The sequence below is a fragment of the Teredinibacter turnerae T7901 genome, assembly GCF_000023025.1.
Taxonomy (GTDB): domain Bacteria; phylum Pseudomonadota; class Gammaproteobacteria; order Pseudomonadales; family Cellvibrionaceae; genus Teredinibacter; species Teredinibacter turnerae_B.
In genome coordinates this window covers 100,509-119,672 of record NC_012997.1, presented here as the reverse complement: position 1 = coordinate 119,672, position 19,164 = coordinate 100,509, and the positions used below count along the sequence as shown (strand labels likewise).

Below are 19,164 nucleotides of genomic sequence, written 5' to 3'. Positions count from 1 at the left end.
CCCCGCGTACGACAACAGCTAATTGTCGTTATTGTGCGTAAAGTTCTCTCGGCTAAAGCTGGTTTCGTAGTCGACAAAAACCGCCTCGGTTTCAACAAAATAGTTAACATTGTCGATAACTGCCACAAAACGCAGGCGACTCGATTCTGGTTGCGGCACGTCGACTGCCACCTCCCAGAGTTCGCCGGTGTGTGTCATCGCGACGGGTGCGGTATCGCCACTGCCTTTCAGATCGACCGCAACCAGCGCGGTTTGCAGTGGCAAGTCAGTGGCGAGCGTAAGTGAGACTTTTTCACTGCTCAAGCGCTGTGCATTGAGCTGTAACTTAACATCGGCATTTTTCAAGGTGCAGCTACCGCTCTGGTAGCGGCAGTTCGAGCCTGCGGCGAGCGGATACACATCGCCAGCCTTGGCTAGATGGGGCCGCTCCGCCACCAGGTGGTCCGTGGCAAAGTAGGCGATTAACGCCAGTACCGGTGCTACCAACATGGCGGTGATTAGGTGTTTATTTTTTAACGGGTTAGCCATAGCAGTTTTATCATTGAATTTTTTGGCATTGTAACCTGAGAGCGGTTGCAAAAAAAAAGCACGGGCAGCGCGTGCCACCTGTGCTTTTTTACGAGCGAGTGCAATCTCAATTAATGACCGGTAGCGTCTCCGGCTCCCGCAGGAATACGGATGTCTTCCACCATATGCTGAATGTGGTCAGGCGGTGGCGCTGTCACTTTAGATACAGCGAATGCAACCACGAAGTTCACCAGCGCGCCCACCGCGCCAAAGGCGTTGGGTTCGATACCGAAGAACCAGTTGGGTGACATATCGCCCAGGTAGCTGGTGCTGGCAACAAACATAATACCGGTGTGCTGGAACACGTAGAGCAGCGTTACCGTGATACCGGCGACCATGCCGCTAATAGCGCCTTCTTTGTTAATTGATTTGGTGAAGATCCCCATCATCAAAACCGGGAAGATCGACGACGCCGCCAAACCAAAGGCCAGCGCTACGGTGCCCGCCGCGAAATCTGGCGGATTAAAGCCAAGATAACCCGCTAACGCGATCGCACCGGCCATCGCGACCCGACTGGCCATCAGCTCCTGCTTCTCATCGATATCCGGCATGAACACGCCTTTTAACAGATCGTGTGAAATTGCCGACGAGATTGCCAACAGTAAACCAGCCGCTGTAGACAGTGCTGCCGCCAGTCCACCGGCCGCTACCAGAGCAATAACCCAGTTGGGTAAGCGGGCGATTTCCGGGTTGGCCAGCACCATGATGTCGCGGTCTACTTTTACCATTTCGTTGGTTTCAGCGTTGGCGGTGTAAAGGATTTTGCCATCGCCGTTTTTGTCTTCAAACTGCAGCAAGCCTGTGACTTCCCAATTTTTAAACCACTGCGGGCGCGCCTCGTAAGACAGGTACTCACCGGGTGCAGGTTCAATGGTCTGGTGCAGATTCAAACGCGCCATCGCGGCAACGGCCGGTGCGGTGGTGTAGAGAATTGTGATGAACACCAGCGCCCAGCCTGCAGATTTACGCGCGTCACTCACTTTGGTCACCGTAAAGAAACGGATGATCACGTGTGGCAGACCAGCGGTACCAATCATTAAGGACAAGGTGTACACAAAGGTATTCAGCGTACTTAGTCGTTTCGACGTCGTATATTCCGCGAACCCGAGCTCGGTCACCACTTGATCCAACCGGTCGAGCAGGAAGGTATCCGTGCCGGACAGGGTGCTGCCAAGCCCCAACTGCGGTATGGGGTTACCGGTCAGGTGGATGGAGATGAAAATGGCAGGAATGGTATAAGCCAGAATAAGTACACAGTACTGAGCGATCTGGGTGTAGGTGATACCTTTCATGCCGCCCATCACCGCGTACACGAACACAATGCCCATGCCCACCAGCAGACCTGTTTCATAGCCTACCTGCAGGAATCGCGAAAACGCCACACCGATGCCTTTCATTTGGCCGATAACGTAAGTCACCGACGCAACGATCAAACAAATTACGGCCACAATGCGGGCAGCGCGCGAGTAGTAACGGTCGCCAATAAATTCCGGTACGGTAAATTTGCCGTATTTGCGCAGGTAGGGTGCCAGCAGCATGGCGAGCAGTACATAGCCGCCGGTCCAACCCATTAAAAATACAGAACCGCCGTAACCAAAGAACGCGATTAACCCCGCCATGGAAATAAACGACGCTGCGGACATCCAGTCTGCCGCGGTCGCCATGCCGTTAGCTACCGGGTGAATACCCCCGCCGGCCACATAGAATTCGCTGGTTGAGCCCGCACGAGCCCAGAAGGCGATCCCAATGTAGAGCGCAAAGGTGATCCCTACAACAATGTAGGTTAAGGTTTGTAGATCCATAACGCCCCCCGTTAGTCGTTTACACCGAATTTACGGTCTAGCGCCGCCATTCGATGGGAATAGAAAAAGATGATTGCCACGAAACCGTACATGGAACCCTGCTGTGCAAACCAGAAACCCAGTTTGTAGCCACCAATGCGAATGCTGTTTAACGCATCCACAAGCAAAATGCCGCATACGTAAGAAATAACGAACCAGATAACAAGCAACACAAGCATTAGCTTGACGTTAGCTTGCCAGTAGGCACGCCGCATATCTGAATTATTGTCAGTCATTATTAGTCTCCTGCTCACTGAGGAATTTGTGTGAAAACGCGCGCGTCTCTCACACAAGATAGATCATGCTCGCACAGGGTAGCAGGAGATTTTTCGGCGGGATTTAGGACTTTAGTCTAAGCGGTGGAAATGGGTGCGGAGGTAACAGCGAGTGGGCGGTTTAGTAACCCAACCACTCGCTAAATTGGCAGCGTTGACGCTTACCAGTGCCAGAGCGTGCCGTCTTCCAAACGGTTTACAGGCAAACACGCGCGCTTGTACGGGTATTTATCGGCGAGTTTTTCATCGATATCCACGCCGTGTCCTGGCGCTTCACCTGGGGTAAAGAAACCGTCGCTAAATTCGAAGTGATGCGGGAAGACTTCGAGCATTTGCTCCGTGTGAGGCATGTGCTCCTGAATCCCGAAATTCGGCACCCAGTAATCGAAATGTAAGGCCGCGCCCATACATATCGGTGAAAGATCGGTGGCGCCGTGGAAGCCGGTTTTCACGTGGTACAGCGCAGCCAGATCGGCAATACGGCGCAGGTGGGTAATACCGCCGGCATGCACTACGGTTGAGCGAATATAATCGATAGACTGACTTTGAATCAGCTCACGACAATCGTGAATGGAGTTGAATACTTCGCCCACAGCCAGTGGCGTGGTGGTGTGCTGGCGCACCAGTTTCCAACCCTCCTGATTTTCCGCTGGCACACAATCTTCCAGCCAGAACAGGTGGAAAGGCTCCGACTCTTTACCCAGACGCGCCGCTTCAATCGGCGTAAGCCGGTGGTGTACGTCGTGAAGTAAATGCAGGTCGTCACCAAACTGCTCGCGCACTGCAGCAAACAGTTTGGGGATATGATTCAGGTATTTTTCTGTCGACCAGACCGACTCAGACGGCAGATCCGCGTCCGCCGGTTCGTAAGCCTTGCCGCCTTTAGGCACACCATAGGTACTGGCAATGCCGGGAATACCGCACTGCACTCGCACCGCTTTATAGCCTTTCTCCACGTACTTGGCGACCTGCTCCAGAGTAGACTCGATGTCGTTACCGTTTGCGTGGGTGTACACCATGATGCGATCACGACTGCGACCGCCCAGCAGTTGGTACAAGGGCATATTGGCAACTTTGGCTTTGATGTCCCAAAGCGCGGTGTCGATCGCAGCAATCGCCGACATACCCACAGGGCCGCGCCGCCAGTATGCGCCGCGATAGAAAAAGTGCCAGATATCTTCGATCTGTTGAGGGTCTCTGCCGATCAGCGAGGGACACAGGTAATCCTCAAGGTAGGAGACTACCGCCTTTTCGCGGCCGTTCAGGGTCGCGTCGCCAACACCGTAGACGCCTTCATCCGTGGTGATTTTCAGGGTGACGAAATTGCGCCCCGGGCTGCAAACAATGACTTTGGCTTCTGTGATTTTCAAAAATCTACTCCGTGCGAACATCGACTAAATACAAAACCGCACTAGTATACAAGATACTGAGCGTGGGACGTAGTCACTCTGGTCGGTTTAAATCAACTGGGGGTACCAAAGAGCGCCGACAAACGGCGCCTGTGGCGAAGCATAGCAGGGGCGCGCCCCAGTTACCTGCAATTGTTACACGTTCGAAACGTTAAAAAGCAGCAGGGAACCACGCGCCAGCGGTAGGTTATGACGCCTCTGCGAGCAGGGCTTCCATTTCATCCATTATCGCGTTCATTTTTTTGATTAGGGCGCGATAAGGCGCGGGCGTAGCTAGATCAACGCCAGCTTTAGTTAACAGGTTGTAGGGGTAATCCGAGCTGCCCGCGCGCAGCAGGTTGATGTAGTTATCGACCCCAGCCTGCCCATCCTTAACGATACTATCGTAGAGCGCCGTGCCAGCAGTGATCGATGTGGCGTACTGGAATACATACATGTTGTTGTAAAAGTGCGGGATAAACATCCATTCATTGGTGTAAAGATCGTCAATCTTAACCACACCCTCTGCATCGCCGTGGTAACGCTTGAGCAACTCACCATAGATTTGCGACATCTTCTCGCCGGTGAGGGCTTCGCCTTTCTCGACGCGCTCGTATAACTCCAGTTCGAACTCGGCAAACATTGCCTGTCGGAAGAAGGTGGTGCGCAGATTCTCCAGCCCTTCACCCAGATAGAAAATTTTCTCCTGGTTCGACTTCGCGTGCGACACCATGTAATCCTGCAGAATCAATTCGAGCGATGTGGAGGGAATCTCGGCGATAAAAGTCGCGTAATTGTAGGTCGGGAACGGCTGGCTCTCCGCGGAATAGAGCGTATGCATAGCATGACCCCATTCGTGAGCCAGAGTAGACAAACCGTTGTAATCGTCGTTGTGGTTCAGGAGCAAAAACGGGTGCACATCGTAGGCGCCACTGTTCATGTAGGCGCCACTACGCTTGCCCTTCTGCGGGTAAACATGCGCCCAGCGCTTATTCATCCCATCGCGCTGACGGCTGACCCAATCATCGCCGAGCACACTCATCGCATCCAGGGTAATTTGCTTGGAGGTTTCGTAATCGAACTTTTTATCGAGCTTCACCAACGACGGGTACATATCGTAGTAGCGTAATTGATCGACGCCCATAATCTGCTTGCGCAATTTGAAGTAGCGATGCAGGGTCGGTAAAGACGCGTTCACTTCTTCGACCAAGGTGCGATACACCGCTTCTGGCAAATTGTCCTGACTAAGCTCTTTTTCAAGCACGCTGTTGTAATTGCGTGCGCGGGCCATGGCAACCTGGTTTTGAATATGCGCATAGAGCACTGAGCCCACAGATGCGCGATATTCCTCCCAACGCCCCCAGTAGGCATCGAATACTTTTTTGCGTAACGCGCGATCCTGCGATGAGCGCCAACGGGTATAGCCCTGGCTGTCGATACGGTATTTTTTACCATCGGCCATGGCGATTTCAGGCCAGGGGATATCGGAGTTCGCCAATACACCATAGGTGGTTTGTGGCGCGGACAGTGTCGCCGCGAACTGGGCTAGCAGCTTTTCGCCTTCGGCATCCAGAGTGTGGGGTTCCGCCAGCAGGATTTCGTCAAGTGTGTGGCGGTATTTTTCCAACTCTGGGTTTTTACCAATAAATTTTTCAATTTTTTTAGAGCCAATCGCCAACACTTCCGGTTCAAACCAGGAGAGCGCTTTGCCGAGTTCACCAAAACTGATGGTACTGAGCTGATCCATCTCCAGATGCTCGGTATTACGCAGGTCTTCATCGGACAGCATGCTCGAATAACTGTAGACACGTTGCATTTTGCGGTAAGCGTCGGAAATCGTATCCAGCCCTTTTTGCAGGTGTTTGGGGCTTTTGCCTAGGGTACCTTTCACTTTTTCGATTTGCGCCAAATCGTCTTTCATACTGTCACGGGCTTGCGCCCAGTCAGCTTTGGTGGCGTATATCTCAGATAAATCCCAGGTTGTGGCGTCGTCGGCATAGGTTTGCACAGCAAACCCGACACTCACAGAAAAAAGAAAACAGGACAGCTTTTTCAGCACAATATTATTCTCCCGATAGCATAAAAGGTGGTTCCGTTAGCAATCTTTATTCCCTGCTGCTAACGGAGCAGCCGTTAATCGACCGCAATACAGTTTGCCCGACCAAGGGTAAAAACCAGGGCACTCGTCCTATATACATTTATACAGGTTATATCGCTCACATGGCTTGTTATCTGACCAGCCTGGCGCGGCATACCCGGCGAACAGTAGCAGTTTTTGTAGCGATGGCAAAATTGCCTAGTGGTGCCCAATAGGCGCACATGTGAGGGGCGTCGAGCTGATCAGTGCACCAAGGACGCCTGCGCCAAATTTCGCAAGCGTGTATAGACGGCACTCACCCTGCTAGACTCCCAGCCAAAGCTTCAGTCGACAAGCCACTGCAGCGGGAACTGCTGCAGCAAGCACCACTACACCACCACACTAATAAAAAGAGGCTGGTTTTGAGTCCCGTACTATTAATCGTGACGCTTATCGCCTATCTGGCGATGCTGTTTTGGATCGCGCGGATTGCCGATCGCCGCCGCTACAATATCGATAGCAGAGCCCGCCATCCGCTGGTGTACACACTTGCGCTCGGGGTTTACTGCACCAGTTGGACGTTCTACGGGTTGGTTGGCACCGCCGCCACCCACGGCTGGGATTACCTGCCCATCTTGCTCGGCCCGGTATTGCTGTTCACAGTAGGGTTTCCGATAGTGCAGCGTATCGCGCGCATCTGCCAACAGGAAAACCTGCACTCTATTGCCGACTTCATTGCATCGCGCTATGGCAAACGCCAGGCGGTAGCGGTGGTGGTTACTGTTATTATTCTTTTCGTCACGATTCCGTATATTGCCCTGCAATTGAAGGCCGTATCAGATGCAATGGCGGTTACCATGAGCGGGCAGAGCTTCTCCGGCCACGACCTCACTCTCATAGCCGCTATCAGTATGATCGTGTTTGCCTTACTGTTCGGCGCCAACCGCCTGGACGTTGCCAGTTATCATTCCGGAATCATGGCGGCTATTGCATTCGAATCACTGGTTAAGCTCATTGCGCTAGTGGCACTGGCAGTGTTCGCGCTGCTGTTCACCCAGGCCCCCGCGACAGAAGCAGCCGCAGAAGCAGCCACAATGGCCAATGAAGTATTCAGCGAGACCCCGCTAAAACCGTCTTTTTGGGTGTTAACCCTGGTCGCCGCTTGCTCTGTATTTTGTTTACCGCGCATGTTCCAGGTAACGTTTGTGGAATGCCTGAGCGAAAACCATCTTAAGTTCGCACGCAAAGGCTTCACCCTCTATATGTCGCTGACGGCGCTCAGTATTTTTGTGATTGCCTGGGTTGGCAATACACTGCTCGCCGGTACCAGTTACGACAGCGATCACTATGTGCTGGCATTGCCCCTGTTTGCCGGTAACAAAGCCCTCGGCGTACTGGCGTTTATTGGCGGGTTTTCCGCCGCGACGGCAATGATTATTGTCGCCAGCCTCACCCTCAGCCAAATGCTGAGTAACGACGTAATACTGCCCTTACTGATTCGCGCGCGTAAACACCGCGTCAACGTGCCGGACTACACCCGCTCGCTGAAACTGACCCGGCGCTCGACAGTGATTGCCATTATCGCCCTCGCCTGGCTTTACCATCACGCCCTTGCCGAGAATGCCGCTCTCACCGAAATTGGCCTTATCGCATTTACCCTGGTGGTACAACTGGCCCCGGCCATTCTATTTGGGCTTTACTGGCAACGCGCAAATGCGGTCGGCGTATTCGCTGGCCTCGCCGCAGGCACCACGGTCTGGTTTATTACGCTGATGGTACCGCTCCTCGCTCACGCGGGTTGGCTCAACCCCGCCGTGCTGGAACAGGGGCTGTTTGGTTGGAGTTGGCTGCGACCAACAGCATTGTTCGGCATGGACTTCAGCGACGACTACACCCGCGGCGCAGTGTTGAGCCTGTTGGCCAATGCGGTAGCCCTGGTGTGGGTATCGCGCCTGGACATCACCCGCCTGCCGGACCATATTCAGGCCATCGCGTTCGTAAATCGCGAGCGTACCCGCCAGGATTCATCTGTACAGGGGTTGCGTATCAATCGCACCGATCTGGCCAGCCTGTTGAGCCAGTTTCTCGGTAAAACCGCGACCCAGCGCCTGCTCGACAACGACCAGGCACACGACGGCGTGCTCGCCAGCGCGAGCCTGCTGAAAGAAGCTGAACAAGCACTTGCCGGTATCATTGGTGTTGCGTCGACCCGCGCCATGCTGGTCAATCTGAGCAGCGGCGAAAGCCTGGGCGTGGCGGATGTGGTGAATATTTTTGAGGAGACCACCCGCACACTGCAGTTTAATCAGGACATGTTATTCGCCTCGTTCGAGAGCATCTCCTCCGCCATCAGTGTCGTGAACGCGGATTTAAAAATGGTGGCCTGGAACCGGCGCTACGAACAGATGTTTAACTACCCCGAGGGAATGCTGCGAGTGGGTAAGAACGTCGCCGAGCTGGTGCGATTTAACGCCGAGCGCGGCATGCTTGGCGCGGGCTCCGTGGAACAACATGTGAAGACCCGCCTCGATCACCTGCTCGCAGGCAAGGCGTACCGGGTGGTGCGCAACCATCACCAAGGCGTGATAGAAATTAAAGGTCGCCCACTGCCCGCGGGGGGCTATGTCACTACCTACGACGATATTACGGAATTTATCGAAGCCCAGAACGAGCTGGAAAAAGCCAATCTCAACCTGGAGCAACGGGTGCATGAACGCACCCAGGAAATCGAAAATATCAACCGCTCGCTGCGAGAGGAAATTCGCAAACGGGAGGAAACCGAACAGGAGCTATTGGATGCGAAATCGCTCGCGGAATCGGCCAATGCCAACAAAACCCAGTTTCTCGCCAGCGCCAGCCACGATATTCTGCAGCCCCTGAATGCGGCCAACCTCTACGCCAGTGCGCTACTGGAGCGCCCGGCCATCGACAGCGAACTCAAAGACAACCTGCGCCACCTGCACAATGCCATCGGCTCGGCGGAATCCATCATTTCCAATCTGCTGGAGATTTCGCGTCTCGATACCGGCGCATTAAAACCGCAAATACGCAGCTTCGCACTCAACGAAATCCTCGAGCCACTGGCCAACGAGTTCCGCGTCCAAACCCGCGCCGAGGTGGAATTGCGCTGGCTGCCCACTCGCCTGTGGACGGAATCCGACCCCAAATTCCTGCGTCGTATTCTGCAAAACTTTGTCGCCAATGCCGTGAAATACACCGAGCAGGGGCGGATTTTGCTCGCCTGTAAGCGGCGTGGCGAGCAAATTGAAATACGTGTATGCGATACCGGGCCGGGGATTTCCGAGGCGCATCAACAGCGCATCTTCGACGACTTTTATCGCATCCACACCGAGGTAGAAGGTGCAGGCCTGGGCCTGGGCATCGCCCTGCGGTTCTCGCAACTACTGCATCACCGCCTGGCACTAAAATCGCAAGTGCACCGCGGTAGCGGCTTTTCGGTTTGGGTACCGTTGCGCGACCCAAGAAGCCCGCAAAACCTTAAAACCGCACCGGTGGAAATTAATTCGGGGCTCGAGGATCTCCACGTGTTTTACGTGGACGACGACGAGAACAATATCCACGCACTCAAAACACTGATGCAAAACTGGGGTTGCCGGATTACCAGTGCCGCCACCGTAGCCAGCGCGCGAGCACTGGCGCGGGCAAGCACCGAGCAGCCGGATGCATTGTTACTGGATTACCAGCTCGATGCGCAAATGAACGGCATTGAACTCGCTGAACATCTGCGCGAAGTGTGGGGCAGCTTGCCGGTGTGTATTGTGTCCGCAGCGCCGGACGACAATCTGGCAGCGGCTCTCGCCCACAATAATTTCGATTTTTTGCGCAAACCCATTAAACCCAGCAAACTGCGCGCACTAATGGAACGCTATAGTGGCGGCCATCGTTAAGCGCCCTTTTCAATCAACCCAAGGTTTATGGTTCAAAAATACCCATGATTATTCGCCCTCTGGCAGTAACCGACGCGCCACTTGTACACGATTTTTTTGTCCGCAATTGGCACCACCTCAAACCCTGGGTCCCGCAGCTGGCTGTCAGTTATAAAGATGCCGCCCAATGTGCAAGCGGCGTTACGCGCTTGGTGGAGGCGGCACAGTCGGGCTCCTCAATCCGATTTTTACTGCTAACTGACGATCAAACTCAACTTGTTGCATCCTGCACACTGTCACAAATCGTTCACGGCCCATTTCAGGCCTGCTACATGGGTTACGACATAGATGCAGCCTACGAGGGCAAAGGGCTAATGCGCGCCTTGTGTCAACACGCCATCGCTCACGCTTTTGGCCCATTGAAGCTGCATCGCATCATGGCGAATTACATGCCGCACAATAATCGGTCTGCACGCCTGTTAAAGCGACTGGGATTTAAGATTGAAGGCGTCGCGCAAAATTATCTGGAAATTAACGGCCGCTGGGAAAATCATGTGTTAACCGCACTGACCCACCACCAAAGTCCTACAAGCAGATTCCAGTAAAAAGAGTCCCGTAAACACAGTCCAGCAAACAACATTCAGCGTTTTATCCCCCATTTGGTATATACAGCACGCCGATAATGCCGCGGACAGGTGGTTTTACCAGCCGATTCCACCTATCTTTTTCGCAAATCCCAAAAATATTGCGAGCGCTTGTCTTGGGCCGCAGAAAAATTCTCTTGGCCGCGCTTAACGCAGGGAGACTAGTGCGCCAAAAATAGGTACAATCCTGCGCATACCGCAGCCATTCACGCAAGTGACGTCATAAAAATYAACACATACCCGGTAAAGAAGTACTTACCTTTTCGACGCGTGTCGCACTTAAGTGAATCTGTTATAGTTTACCGATCAGTAAAAAAATTCGGCACTAATTCCCAGGACTCCTTTTGGCAGGGCGCCACCAATAATGTTCTTACACGCGCGGATAAATTGATCCCCTGCGCGTAAAGAGTGGACTTTTTATGCTAACGGCAGGCAGGGTATGGAACATCGCCACCTGACATTGATGTTTACCGATATCGTCGGTTATTCCCGGTTGATGGGGCGCGATCAGGTGCAAACCATTGCGATGCTGGAAGACTACCGCAGAATCCTTATCGAGCAGATCGACAAGCAGCAGGGCACGGTGGTGGAATTTATTGGCGATGCGGTCTTCGCGCGCTTCGACACCCCCATCGCAGGCGTTACTGCCGCCATAGAAATTCAAAAAGCCCTTTTCTCGTTTAATCACTTTCGCGATAAAAACCTGCCGCAATTGCAAACGCGCATCGGGCTCCATTGCGGCGAAGTTGCGACAAAAAACGAAGCATTTTTCGGCGACGATGTGAATATTGCCGCCCGCCTCGAACCCATCGCCATCGCCGACGGTATCTGTATTTCCGACCGGGTATACCAGGCAGTGAAGAGCGAGCTTCACGAGCCCGTGCTAGCGCTGGGCGTGTTGCCGTTAAAAAATATTCAGCGCAAGGTTCGGGGTTATTTAATCCGCCCACTGGGTATTACCCTGCGTATTCGCGGACACTACATCAATCGCCGGGTTAAAGAAAAACTGGGCGCCTATCGCTACCCCATAGCCGCCTCAATTTTCATGTTAATCGCTGCAGGGATCTACTTCGTGCCCCGCTGGCTGGTACCCGGTTACGATGCGAATTATGTAGAAATTGCCGATTTCCAAATGCTGTCTAATGATCAAAATAACAACAGCTACTTGAGTTCAGGTATATCCGACGCGGTGCGGGCGCAGTTGGCCGACATGAAAGACCTTTACGTGTTAAAAGCCGGTGAAGGTGTTCAGGCTCCAATAGTGCTCACCGGCAGTGTGCAGCGCTTCGGCGACAATTTACGCGTGTCTTATCAGATAAAACGCCGTGATGGCGATGTGCAAATCACCGGCGGTAAACTGGACGGCAAATACAACGAAATTTTTATTCTGCAAGACCGGCTGGTCGGCGAAATCGCAAAATACCTGGCCGACGAATTTGCTATACCCAATTTCCGCCCGGCGCGGCTGGATACCACATCAGATATTCTCGCGTACGAATACTATATGCGGGGCATGGATTACCTAAGCAGACCGTACACTCAAAGCAACAACGACGAAGCCATTAAATACTTTACCACTGCGCTGGTCCACGACAACCAGTATGTGGACGCAGAAGCAGCTCTGTGTGAAGCTTATAAAACCAAATACGGCAACCTGGGCGATGTTTCCTGGTTTAACAGCGCCAAGCAGCATTGCGAATTGGCGTTAAAGCTCGACCCGACTCACACTGGGGCAATTCGTACCATGGCCGAGATCCATCGGCAATCTGGCGAGTATGACCAAGCAATCCAGTTGATCGACCAGGTGTTGGCACGCGAACCCGACAATACGCCCGCCGCCCGCCTGCTTGCGTTAACCTATCACGACAAAAATGAATCCGCTAAAGGCGTACGCATACTCGAAGATTGTATTCAGCGGCACCCAAAAGACTTTGTAAACTACAAAGATTTGGCGCGTATTTATTTAGATAACGGTAACCTGGAAAAGGCAATAACGAATTACAAGAAAGTCTTAGAAATTACACCGCAAAATAATGCGGCATTGAACAACCTCGGTATTTCCTACTACTTTCTTGGAGAATTAAAACAAGCGCGAAAATACTTTGAACTTGCCACTCGGCTTATCCAGGGGCTCGACGCCTACAGCAATCTCGGTAGCCTGAATTATTTTCTTGGCGACTACGACAAAGCCGCAGAGCAATTTAAAATCGCACTGGCCATGTCACCTACCAACGCCCTGCTCCAGCTCAATTACGCCGACTCGCTGCGCAACACCAACGGCAAGTCCGGTTTGGCGGAGGAAAGCTACAATAAAGCCATCGCTCTAGCCGAGGAAATACACTTTGTTAACCCGGAAGACAATGATGCGAATATTACCCTCGCGCTAAGTTACCTCGCCTTGCACAATCCGGAACAAGCAGAACCCTATTTACGCAAAGCAGAGCTAAATGCTCCGGATTACCCGGAAGTGATTTATGTGCGCCTGCGCTACGATATTGCCACTGGCAATTTCAGCGAGGCCTTCGCCACCCTCAGTGAATTATTGGACGCTGGGTACTCAAAAGCCATATTGGAGCGCGACCCGGATCTAGCCGCGCTGCACAATCAACCGGATTTTAAAACGCTGTTAGCGCACTATTAAAACCCCCACAACAAGGACCCCAGATGAAAATTAAATTTGCCCTCGGCTTTGCTGCTATTTTAGTTTTGCTAACCGGTTGTACCTGCCCTCGAGTCTGCATGGTACCCCCCAACACGGACGAACCGGCACTGGTGCGCATTACCACAGATGATACTGGCATGCCTCGCGCCACCCCTAGAGAGGTGGTGGTGTACCCCAACCAGGAAGTTATCTTTATGAGCACAGAAGAGTTTTCCCTCCACTTTATCGGCCTGTCACCTGTAACGTTGACGCGACGTGGGGTTAAGGATTTCGAAAGCAGCAACGGCGAAGTGATTATCCCAGCCGCCGACCCTGAAATCAGCGATGACGAAATTGCCGACGCCCGCTCGGATGAATCCATTAAAGAAATATTGGCCAACAAAGACCTTTACGGAATTACCGAAGACACCGTTCAAGCCAAGTTACCCGTGCGCCAGCAGAATTCGGTTACCATCAACTACACCGTAGAGATCAACGGCAAAATTCTCGACCCACGATTTAAGCGCGTCGATGATTAGCACCTAAACACCTTGAGTGCTCATTTTACTACCCCGCTTTTTTAGCGGGGCTACTCTAACTTTCCTCAAGTCGCCCCAGCTATCTATTGCCATCCAGTTTGGCTGTGGGCGCTTGTCGCAGCTTCAGCTGACCAGACAATTATGGAGCCGGTTTATCCTGTTGAAGCCGCATACCCCTTCCACATCAGCCATAGATCTCCACCGGCCCTTCAGCTTGCGGGTAGAACCTATGACAACTAAGAGCCCTCACCTCTAGAGACTTAGACGCCAAAACTGTTTACAATTGCGCCGTAAAGACAGCGCCGAAAAACAATAAACAACACTGTTTCAGTCTCCCCGGGGTAATCAAACACTTACCTGTCAGCCGCGTGTCGCGGCTCTGTGAATCTGTTATAGTTTTGCGGCTTCAGCGCTATTTCTCACCTTATTTCAGGATTCCTTCTGGCAAGACGCCACACAAACTGCTTCGCGGAGACCCGTTGTGCGGGCACGCGACGATTGGACTTTTTATGCGAACGGTAGGCAGGGTATGGAACATCGCCACCTGACATTAATGTTTACCGACATCGTCGGTTATTCCAGCCTGATGGGCCGCGATCAGGTGCAGACGATTGCGATGCTGGAAGACTATAGGCGCATCCTGATCGAGCAGATCGGTAAACAACAAGGCTCCGTCATTGAGTTTATCGGGGATGCGGTATTCGCCCGCTTTGACACGCCTCAGGCCGGTGTGACCGCCGCCATCGAAATTCAAAAGGCCCTGTTTTCGTTCAACCACTTCCGCGATAAGAGCCTGCCCCAGCTTCGCACCCGCATCGGCTTACACTGCGGTGAAGTGGCCACCAAAAATGATGCGTTTTTTGGCGACGATGTGAATATCGCTGCACGACTGGAGCCTATTGCAATCGCCGACGGCATTTGCGTATCTGACCGCGTATATCAAAGTATCAAAGGCGAGCTACGTGAGCCCTGCATGGCGCTCGGCGTGCTGCCACTCAAAAATATTCAAAGCAAAGTACGCGGCTATCTCATTCGCCCGCTGGGGATTACGCTCAGTATTCGCGCCCATTATCTAAATCGCCGCTTTAACGAAAAACTCGGCGCATACCGCTACGCAATTGCGGCTTCGGTAATATGTCTCATTTTACTGGGCATTTACTTTATTCCCCGCTGGCTAGTACCAGGGTATGATGCCAACTACGTAGAAATTGCTGAATTTAAAATGCTCTCCACGGATGGAGGCACCAACGAATATCTGAGTTCAGGTATATCGGACGCGGTACGCGCTCAGTTGGCGGATATGAAAGATGTCTACGTACTCAAAACCGGCGAAGGCGTCGAAGCTCCTATACTTCTGGAAGGCAGCGTACAGCGCAACGGCGACAATTTACGTATTGCTTATCAAATCAAACGCAAGGATGGCGATGTGCAGATAGCAGGCGGCAAGTTAGACGGCAAATACAACGAAATTTTTATTCTGCAGGATCGTTTGGTGGGCGAGATTGCTAAATATCTCGCCGACGAGTTCGATATCCCCAACTTCCGTCCCGCGCGGTTGGATACCACGTCCGATATCCTCGCCTATGAATACTACATGCGTGGCATGGAGTTTTATAATCGGCCGAAATCCGAGTCCAATAGTGATGAAGCAATTAAATTTTTTTCCACCGCTCTGGTCCACGACCCAGCCTATGTAGACGCCGAAGTAGCTCTTTGTCGCGTTTATACAACAAAATACCTTTCTAACCGTAATGTCAACTGGGTTGAAAGTGCTGAACAGCACTGTAACGCAGCCCTCCAACTGGCACCAGAGAATGACAACGCGCTTACCGCAATGGCATCCATTTACACTAGAACAGGGCACCATGATCAAGCTATTGCTCTTCTTTCTGGCATCACAGAACGGGAACCTGAAAACGGCCGGGCGGCTAGAGCACTTGCTTTAGCGCTAGCCAAAAATAAACAAGTAGACGATGCCATAAAATTACTGCAATCAAGTATCGAAGCAGCACCTAAAGATTGGCGAAACTATAGTCACCTCGGCCGCCTGTACCTGTCAACTGGAGAAATGCAACTCGCGATAGAGGCGTATCTTGCAGTACTCGAGATTACGCCAAAAAATTCGAGCGTACTCTCCAATCTTGGAACTGCATATTATTTTACTGGCAATCTAAAAAAAGCGCGGGAGTATTTTCAAAAACACACCGAGCTTGTAAAAACAGCCCAAGCATATACCAACCTCGGCACTCTGAATTACTTTCTTGGCGAATATGAAATAGCAAGTAAACAGTTTAAAATCGCCGTCGATTTGGCACCCTCCGACCCGGTCAATCACCTCAATTACGCAGACTCACTGCGTAACACGCCTAGAATGAAGCGCTTTGCTAAAGAGCACTACACAACAGCCATTCGCCTCGCAAAACAAATGCACAAGCTGGACCCTACCGACGCCAACAATATGCGCACGCTAGCGCTCTGTTATCTTGGCGTAACCGATATAGAAGCGGCGAAGAAGTACCTGTCGATGGCTGCAGAATATGAGTCTGGGACCGGGGATTATCTATACCTGAAGTTGCGCTACGAAATCGCGACTAATCAATTGGAATCCTCTTCGGAGACATTGGAAGCGTTACTACAAACTGGATATTCGCCGGCGCTGCTGTCACACGACCCGGATCTTTTACCCATCCGTAAAATGAAGGGCTATAAGCAGTTGATTGCTAAATACTGATGCACATTAGTTGAGATCGCGAACCCCAAAAAGCGTGTTACCCCCAGAAACGGACACCAACATAATCGGACCTAAATGAAGCAGATTATTAAACTGATTCTTCAGAGTTTTCTATAAAGAAGCGCATTTTGGAGTTTCAAGAAACAAGGTTTCCAATTACATCAGCAAGAAGAAGTGGAGCTAAATATTTTACGGACTACACTATTCTCTGTGTACAAGCAGAAAATATTCATCCTAAAAACTCGCTGAAAATTTTGAGTAGCAGTTACTACATATGAAGATTTTGTTTCATATCCACACACTATGGAGACGGTAATTATGGACACACCCACAACCCCACCAAAAAGGCCACGCAGACCTGAACGTATTACGGTACCAATAAAACAAGAAGATGACGGTTCGCCTTATTTAGGCGTCAAAGATGACATCGTTCTAATTAAAGAAGGCGATGAATTGATTTTTGAGAGTGCGATCGACTTCGATATTCACTTCATTGGACGGTCGCCTATCGACCTTAGCCGACGCGGTAAGAAATATTTTTCCAGTGAAGATGGTAAAATCGTGATTCAAACAAATCCGGGCGCGCGCAGAGCAAGAAGGGAATGTTTCGATCGAGATGTGGACTACGATATATGCAGAAGGGAGCTATCGGATAAGGCCCGCGAAAGAAAGATCATCACGGACAAACGGCCTCGCCGCACCTCGACGGGCGTTGAGTTATATTTCGATGTGATCATTGATGGAATCGTGCTCGATCCAAAATTGAATATTGACGACCCCGACATTTAATTCTTGGTGATATAGCCAAAAAGTACCCCACTGCCCGTGCCCAACTACAACATAGCTGGCACGGGCGTTCTAACTATATCCAGCGTCGAGCATAGACATAGCGACATTGGAATAACTCCTGATTGACACCACTTTCACCAATCGCTCTCCCATAGATCTCTATTCCCCCTTTTAACGTACAAACCAAAACAACGTTAAGAGCAGAACAGTCCCGTGAGAATTTTCCTATTAATTCTAACCTGCCTACTATTTGGGTGCGCGCAACCGTCATTTAACAATGACACCAGCCACAACAAAACCCTGTTCAGCCCGGCGATGGACCGAGACATGGGCTACACGGTTTATACACCGCCTGGATGGAGCCCGCGCGAGCAACTGCCGCTGCTGGTGATGTTGCACGGCGCCAATGACGATGAAACGACCTTTTTCCGCTATGGGGTCGATCAGTACCTGGATGGCGAAATCGCAGCGGGAAAGCTGCCTCGGGTAATTGTGCTGAACCCGCAGGGCGACCGGGGCTTTTGGGAAAACTGGCACGATGGCAGTCGGAACTACCGTGATTGGGTTCTAAACGATTTAATGCCTGTTGTGCAGACACAATACAACACCCTGCCATGCCCAGCGAACTGCTTCGTTTCGGGCGTATCTATGGGGGCACATGGCGCCATGCGATTTAGCTACTACGCCCCAAATACCTTCGCCAGCATTGCCGCCATTAGCGGGCGGATAGTCTCTCGCGAGCAAGCGACCGATGGTTCGTTAAAGATGGCAATCATGCGCTTTATGTTGCCGGTTAATCGCATTTGGGGTGACCTCGGCAAATTACCTCGCGACGGCGACCCCTATGTGGCCTGGACGGAGAACCGGGTTTTGTCGAGCAAGCCGCTGATGCTCGCCTGGGGAAAACATGAAGACGCCGACATTGTTGATTCAAATCTCGCGTTTGCGGCGCACCTCTCCGCCAACCAGCGGCCTTTTACGCAAGTGGTTTTCAACGGAGAACATCGCTGGGTAGATTGGGCACCGGTTATCGCCGAGAGTATCCGATTTCATTTAGGTAGCGGCGACCCTGAGTAGCTGCGAGCCGCGGCCTATTTGCAGTTGCCCCGCTTTTCACACACATCGAGAACGGCGGGCCAATTCGCGTCTGCTTCCTTAATTTTCTCCTCCATGTCGACCTTCCAACGCAAATACGAAATCCGACTGTAGTTCAGGTACAGCTTGTCATCCACAATTTTCCAACTGTCTGGGCGGATCGACGTGGTATAGCCATGCGCAACCGCAAACGCACAGTAACCACCGTACTGGGGGGCATATTTTTCGGGGTTAGCGATAAATTTATCGCGATTTTCCGCGCTGGCAAACTTCCAAGTGGCGCCATTCCATACATAGGTAAAATCGTCTGATCCTATAACAGCATCATCACCCGGCGCCAAAGCGTAGTACGCGACAACATCGGCCCCTTTTATAGCGCCCAGGGTCGGGTGCGAATATACCGGCGGGTCGCCAGCAAAAGCGTTAGCGGAAACAACAAAAACCAATATCCAGATACGGCGAAGCAACGAGATCAACATAGACTTTGTCCTCTGTATAAAGTCCGAGTATGACATGTGGCTGCCGGTTCGTTAATGGAACAGTCATACCGGCCACTTCGTGCGCTCAGTTTCGCGGGAGCCTGTCTCATCCAATTGACGTAAAAACCATCAATAAAAGCCTAATCGCGTCAATTTCGTGACGAAAAAATGAAGTTATCGTGATAACTATTTTAATAATTTGTTGCGACAG

At 51.9% G+C, this 19,164-nt stretch carries 13 protein-coding genes; 7 read left to right on the top strand and 6 right to left on the bottom strand.

The window, feature by feature from the left end; all coding sequences use genetic code 11:
- Nucleotides 1-18: 18 nt before the first annotated feature.
- The 5 genes from TERTU_RS00465 to pepF all read right to left on the bottom strand — a co-directional run bounded on the left by TERTU_RS00465 (nt 19) and on the right by pepF (nt 6,130).
- Nucleotides 19-528: a hypothetical protein gene (locus TERTU_RS00465; RefSeq protein WP_041590380.1), complete on the bottom strand. Its 510-nt coding sequence runs from the start codon at nt 526-528 to the stop codon at nt 19-21.
- A 110-nt stretch (nt 529-638) separates the two neighbouring features.
- Nucleotides 639-2,369, bottom strand: coding sequence for a sodium:solute symporter family protein (locus TERTU_RS00460; protein ID WP_015817574.1), 1,731 nt, complete (start codon nt 2,367-2,369; stop codon nt 639-641).
- An 11-nt stretch (nt 2,370-2,380) separates the two neighbouring features.
- Nucleotides 2,381-2,644: a DUF4212 domain-containing protein gene (locus TERTU_RS00455; protein ID WP_015820001.1), complete on the bottom strand. Its 264-nt coding sequence runs from the start codon at nt 2,642-2,644 to the stop codon at nt 2,381-2,383.
- Between the two features lie 200 nt (nt 2,645-2,844).
- Complete coding sequence (manD, locus tag TERTU_RS00450; protein ID WP_015819544.1) at nt 2,845-4,053, bottom strand: D-mannonate dehydratase ManD; 1,209 nt, start codon at nt 4,051-4,053, stop codon at nt 2,845-2,847.
- Nucleotides 4,054-4,279: 226 nt separating this feature from the next.
- Nucleotides 4,280-6,130 (bottom strand): oligoendopeptidase F, encoded by a 1,851-nt coding sequence (pepF, locus tag TERTU_RS00445; protein WP_015817014.1) that lies wholly within the window; start codon nt 6,128-6,130, stop codon nt 4,280-4,282.
- 440 nt (nt 6,131-6,570) lie between these two features.
- Here pepF and TERTU_RS00440 point away from each other — a divergent pair, with 440 nt between their 5' ends.
- The 7 genes from TERTU_RS00440 to TERTU_RS00410 all read left to right on the top strand — a co-directional run bounded on the left by TERTU_RS00440 (nt 6,571) and on the right by TERTU_RS00410 (nt 18,456).
- Nucleotides 6,571-10,056 carry a PAS domain-containing hybrid sensor histidine kinase/response regulator gene (locus TERTU_RS00440; protein WP_228378225.1) on the top strand — a complete coding sequence of 1,162 codons (3,486 nt, stop codon included), beginning with the start codon at nt 6,571-6,573 and terminating at the stop codon, nt 10,054-10,056.
- Between the two features lie 44 nt (nt 10,057-10,100).
- A complete protein-coding gene (locus TERTU_RS00435) occupies nt 10,101-10,640 on the top strand; it encodes a GNAT family N-acetyltransferase (protein WP_015819243.1) in 540 nt (179 codons plus the stop codon).
- A 478-nt stretch (nt 10,641-11,118) separates the two neighbouring features.
- The gene (locus tag TERTU_RS00430; protein WP_015820409.1) at nt 11,119-13,320 is read left to right on the top strand and encodes a tetratricopeptide repeat protein; all 2,202 of its coding nucleotides are present in this window, start codon (nt 11,119-11,121) and stop codon (nt 13,318-13,320) included.
- Between the two features lie 23 nt (nt 13,321-13,343).
- The gene (locus tag TERTU_RS00425) at nt 13,344-13,859 is read left to right on the top strand and encodes a hypothetical protein (RefSeq protein ID WP_015820851.1); all 516 of its coding nucleotides are present in this window, start codon (nt 13,344-13,346) and stop codon (nt 13,857-13,859) included.
- Nucleotides 13,860-14,388: 529 nt separating this feature from the next.
- Nucleotides 14,389-16,590, top strand: coding sequence for a tetratricopeptide repeat protein (locus TERTU_RS00420; protein ID WP_015817320.1), 2,202 nt, complete (start codon nt 14,389-14,391; stop codon nt 16,588-16,590).
- 318 nt (nt 16,591-16,908) lie between these two features.
- Nucleotides 16,909-17,379 (top strand): hypothetical protein, encoded by a 471-nt coding sequence (locus TERTU_RS00415; RefSeq protein ID WP_015819936.1) that lies wholly within the window; start codon nt 16,909-16,911, stop codon nt 17,377-17,379.
- Nucleotides 17,380-17,592: 213 nt separating this feature from the next.
- Nucleotides 17,593-18,456, top strand: a complete 864-nt coding sequence (locus tag TERTU_RS00410) for an alpha/beta hydrolase (protein ID WP_015818438.1) — start codon at nt 17,593-17,595, stop codon at nt 18,454-18,456.
- 14 nt (nt 18,457-18,470) lie between these two features.
- Here the strand turns inward: TERTU_RS00410 and TERTU_RS00405 are convergent, their stop codons facing one another.
- Nucleotides 18,471-18,953: a YHS domain-containing (seleno)protein gene (locus TERTU_RS00405; protein WP_015816937.1), complete on the bottom strand. Its 483-nt coding sequence runs from the start codon at nt 18,951-18,953 to the stop codon at nt 18,471-18,473.
- Nucleotides 18,954-19,164: the final 211 nt, after the last annotated feature.

Bases quoted from the DNA above. Each gene is read 5' to 3' on its own strand.
- TERTU_RS00415 (WP_015819936.1), top strand. From the start codon at position 16,909: ATGGACACACCCACAACCCCACCAAAAAGGCCACGCAGACCTGAACGT.
- TERTU_RS00430 (WP_015820409.1), top strand. From the start codon at position 11,119: ATGGAACATCGCCACCTGACATTGATGTTTACCGATATCGTCGGTTAT.
- TERTU_RS00455 (WP_015820001.1), bottom strand. From the start codon at position 2,644: ATGACTGACAATAATTCAGATATGCGGCGTGCCTACTGGCAAGCTAAC.
- TERTU_RS00465 (WP_041590380.1), bottom strand. From the start codon at position 528: ATGGCTAACCCGTTAAAAAATAAACACCTAATCACCGCCATGTTGGTA.
- TERTU_RS00425 (WP_015820851.1), top strand. From the start codon at position 13,344: ATGAAAATTAAATTTGCCCTCGGCTTTGCTGCTATTTTAGTTTTGCTA.
- TERTU_RS00435 (WP_015819243.1), top strand. From the start codon at position 10,101: ATGATTATTCGCCCTCTGGCAGTAACCGACGCGCCACTTGTACACGAT.
- TERTU_RS00460 (WP_015817574.1), bottom strand. From the start codon at position 2,369: ATGGATCTACAAACCTTAACCTACATTGTTGTAGGGATCACCTTTGCG.
- TERTU_RS00405 (WP_015816937.1), bottom strand. From the start codon at position 18,953: ATGTTGATCTCGTTGCTTCGCCGTATCTGGATATTGGTTTTTGTTGTT.
- TERTU_RS00420 (WP_015817320.1), top strand. From the start codon at position 14,389: ATGGAACATCGCCACCTGACATTAATGTTTACCGACATCGTCGGTTAT.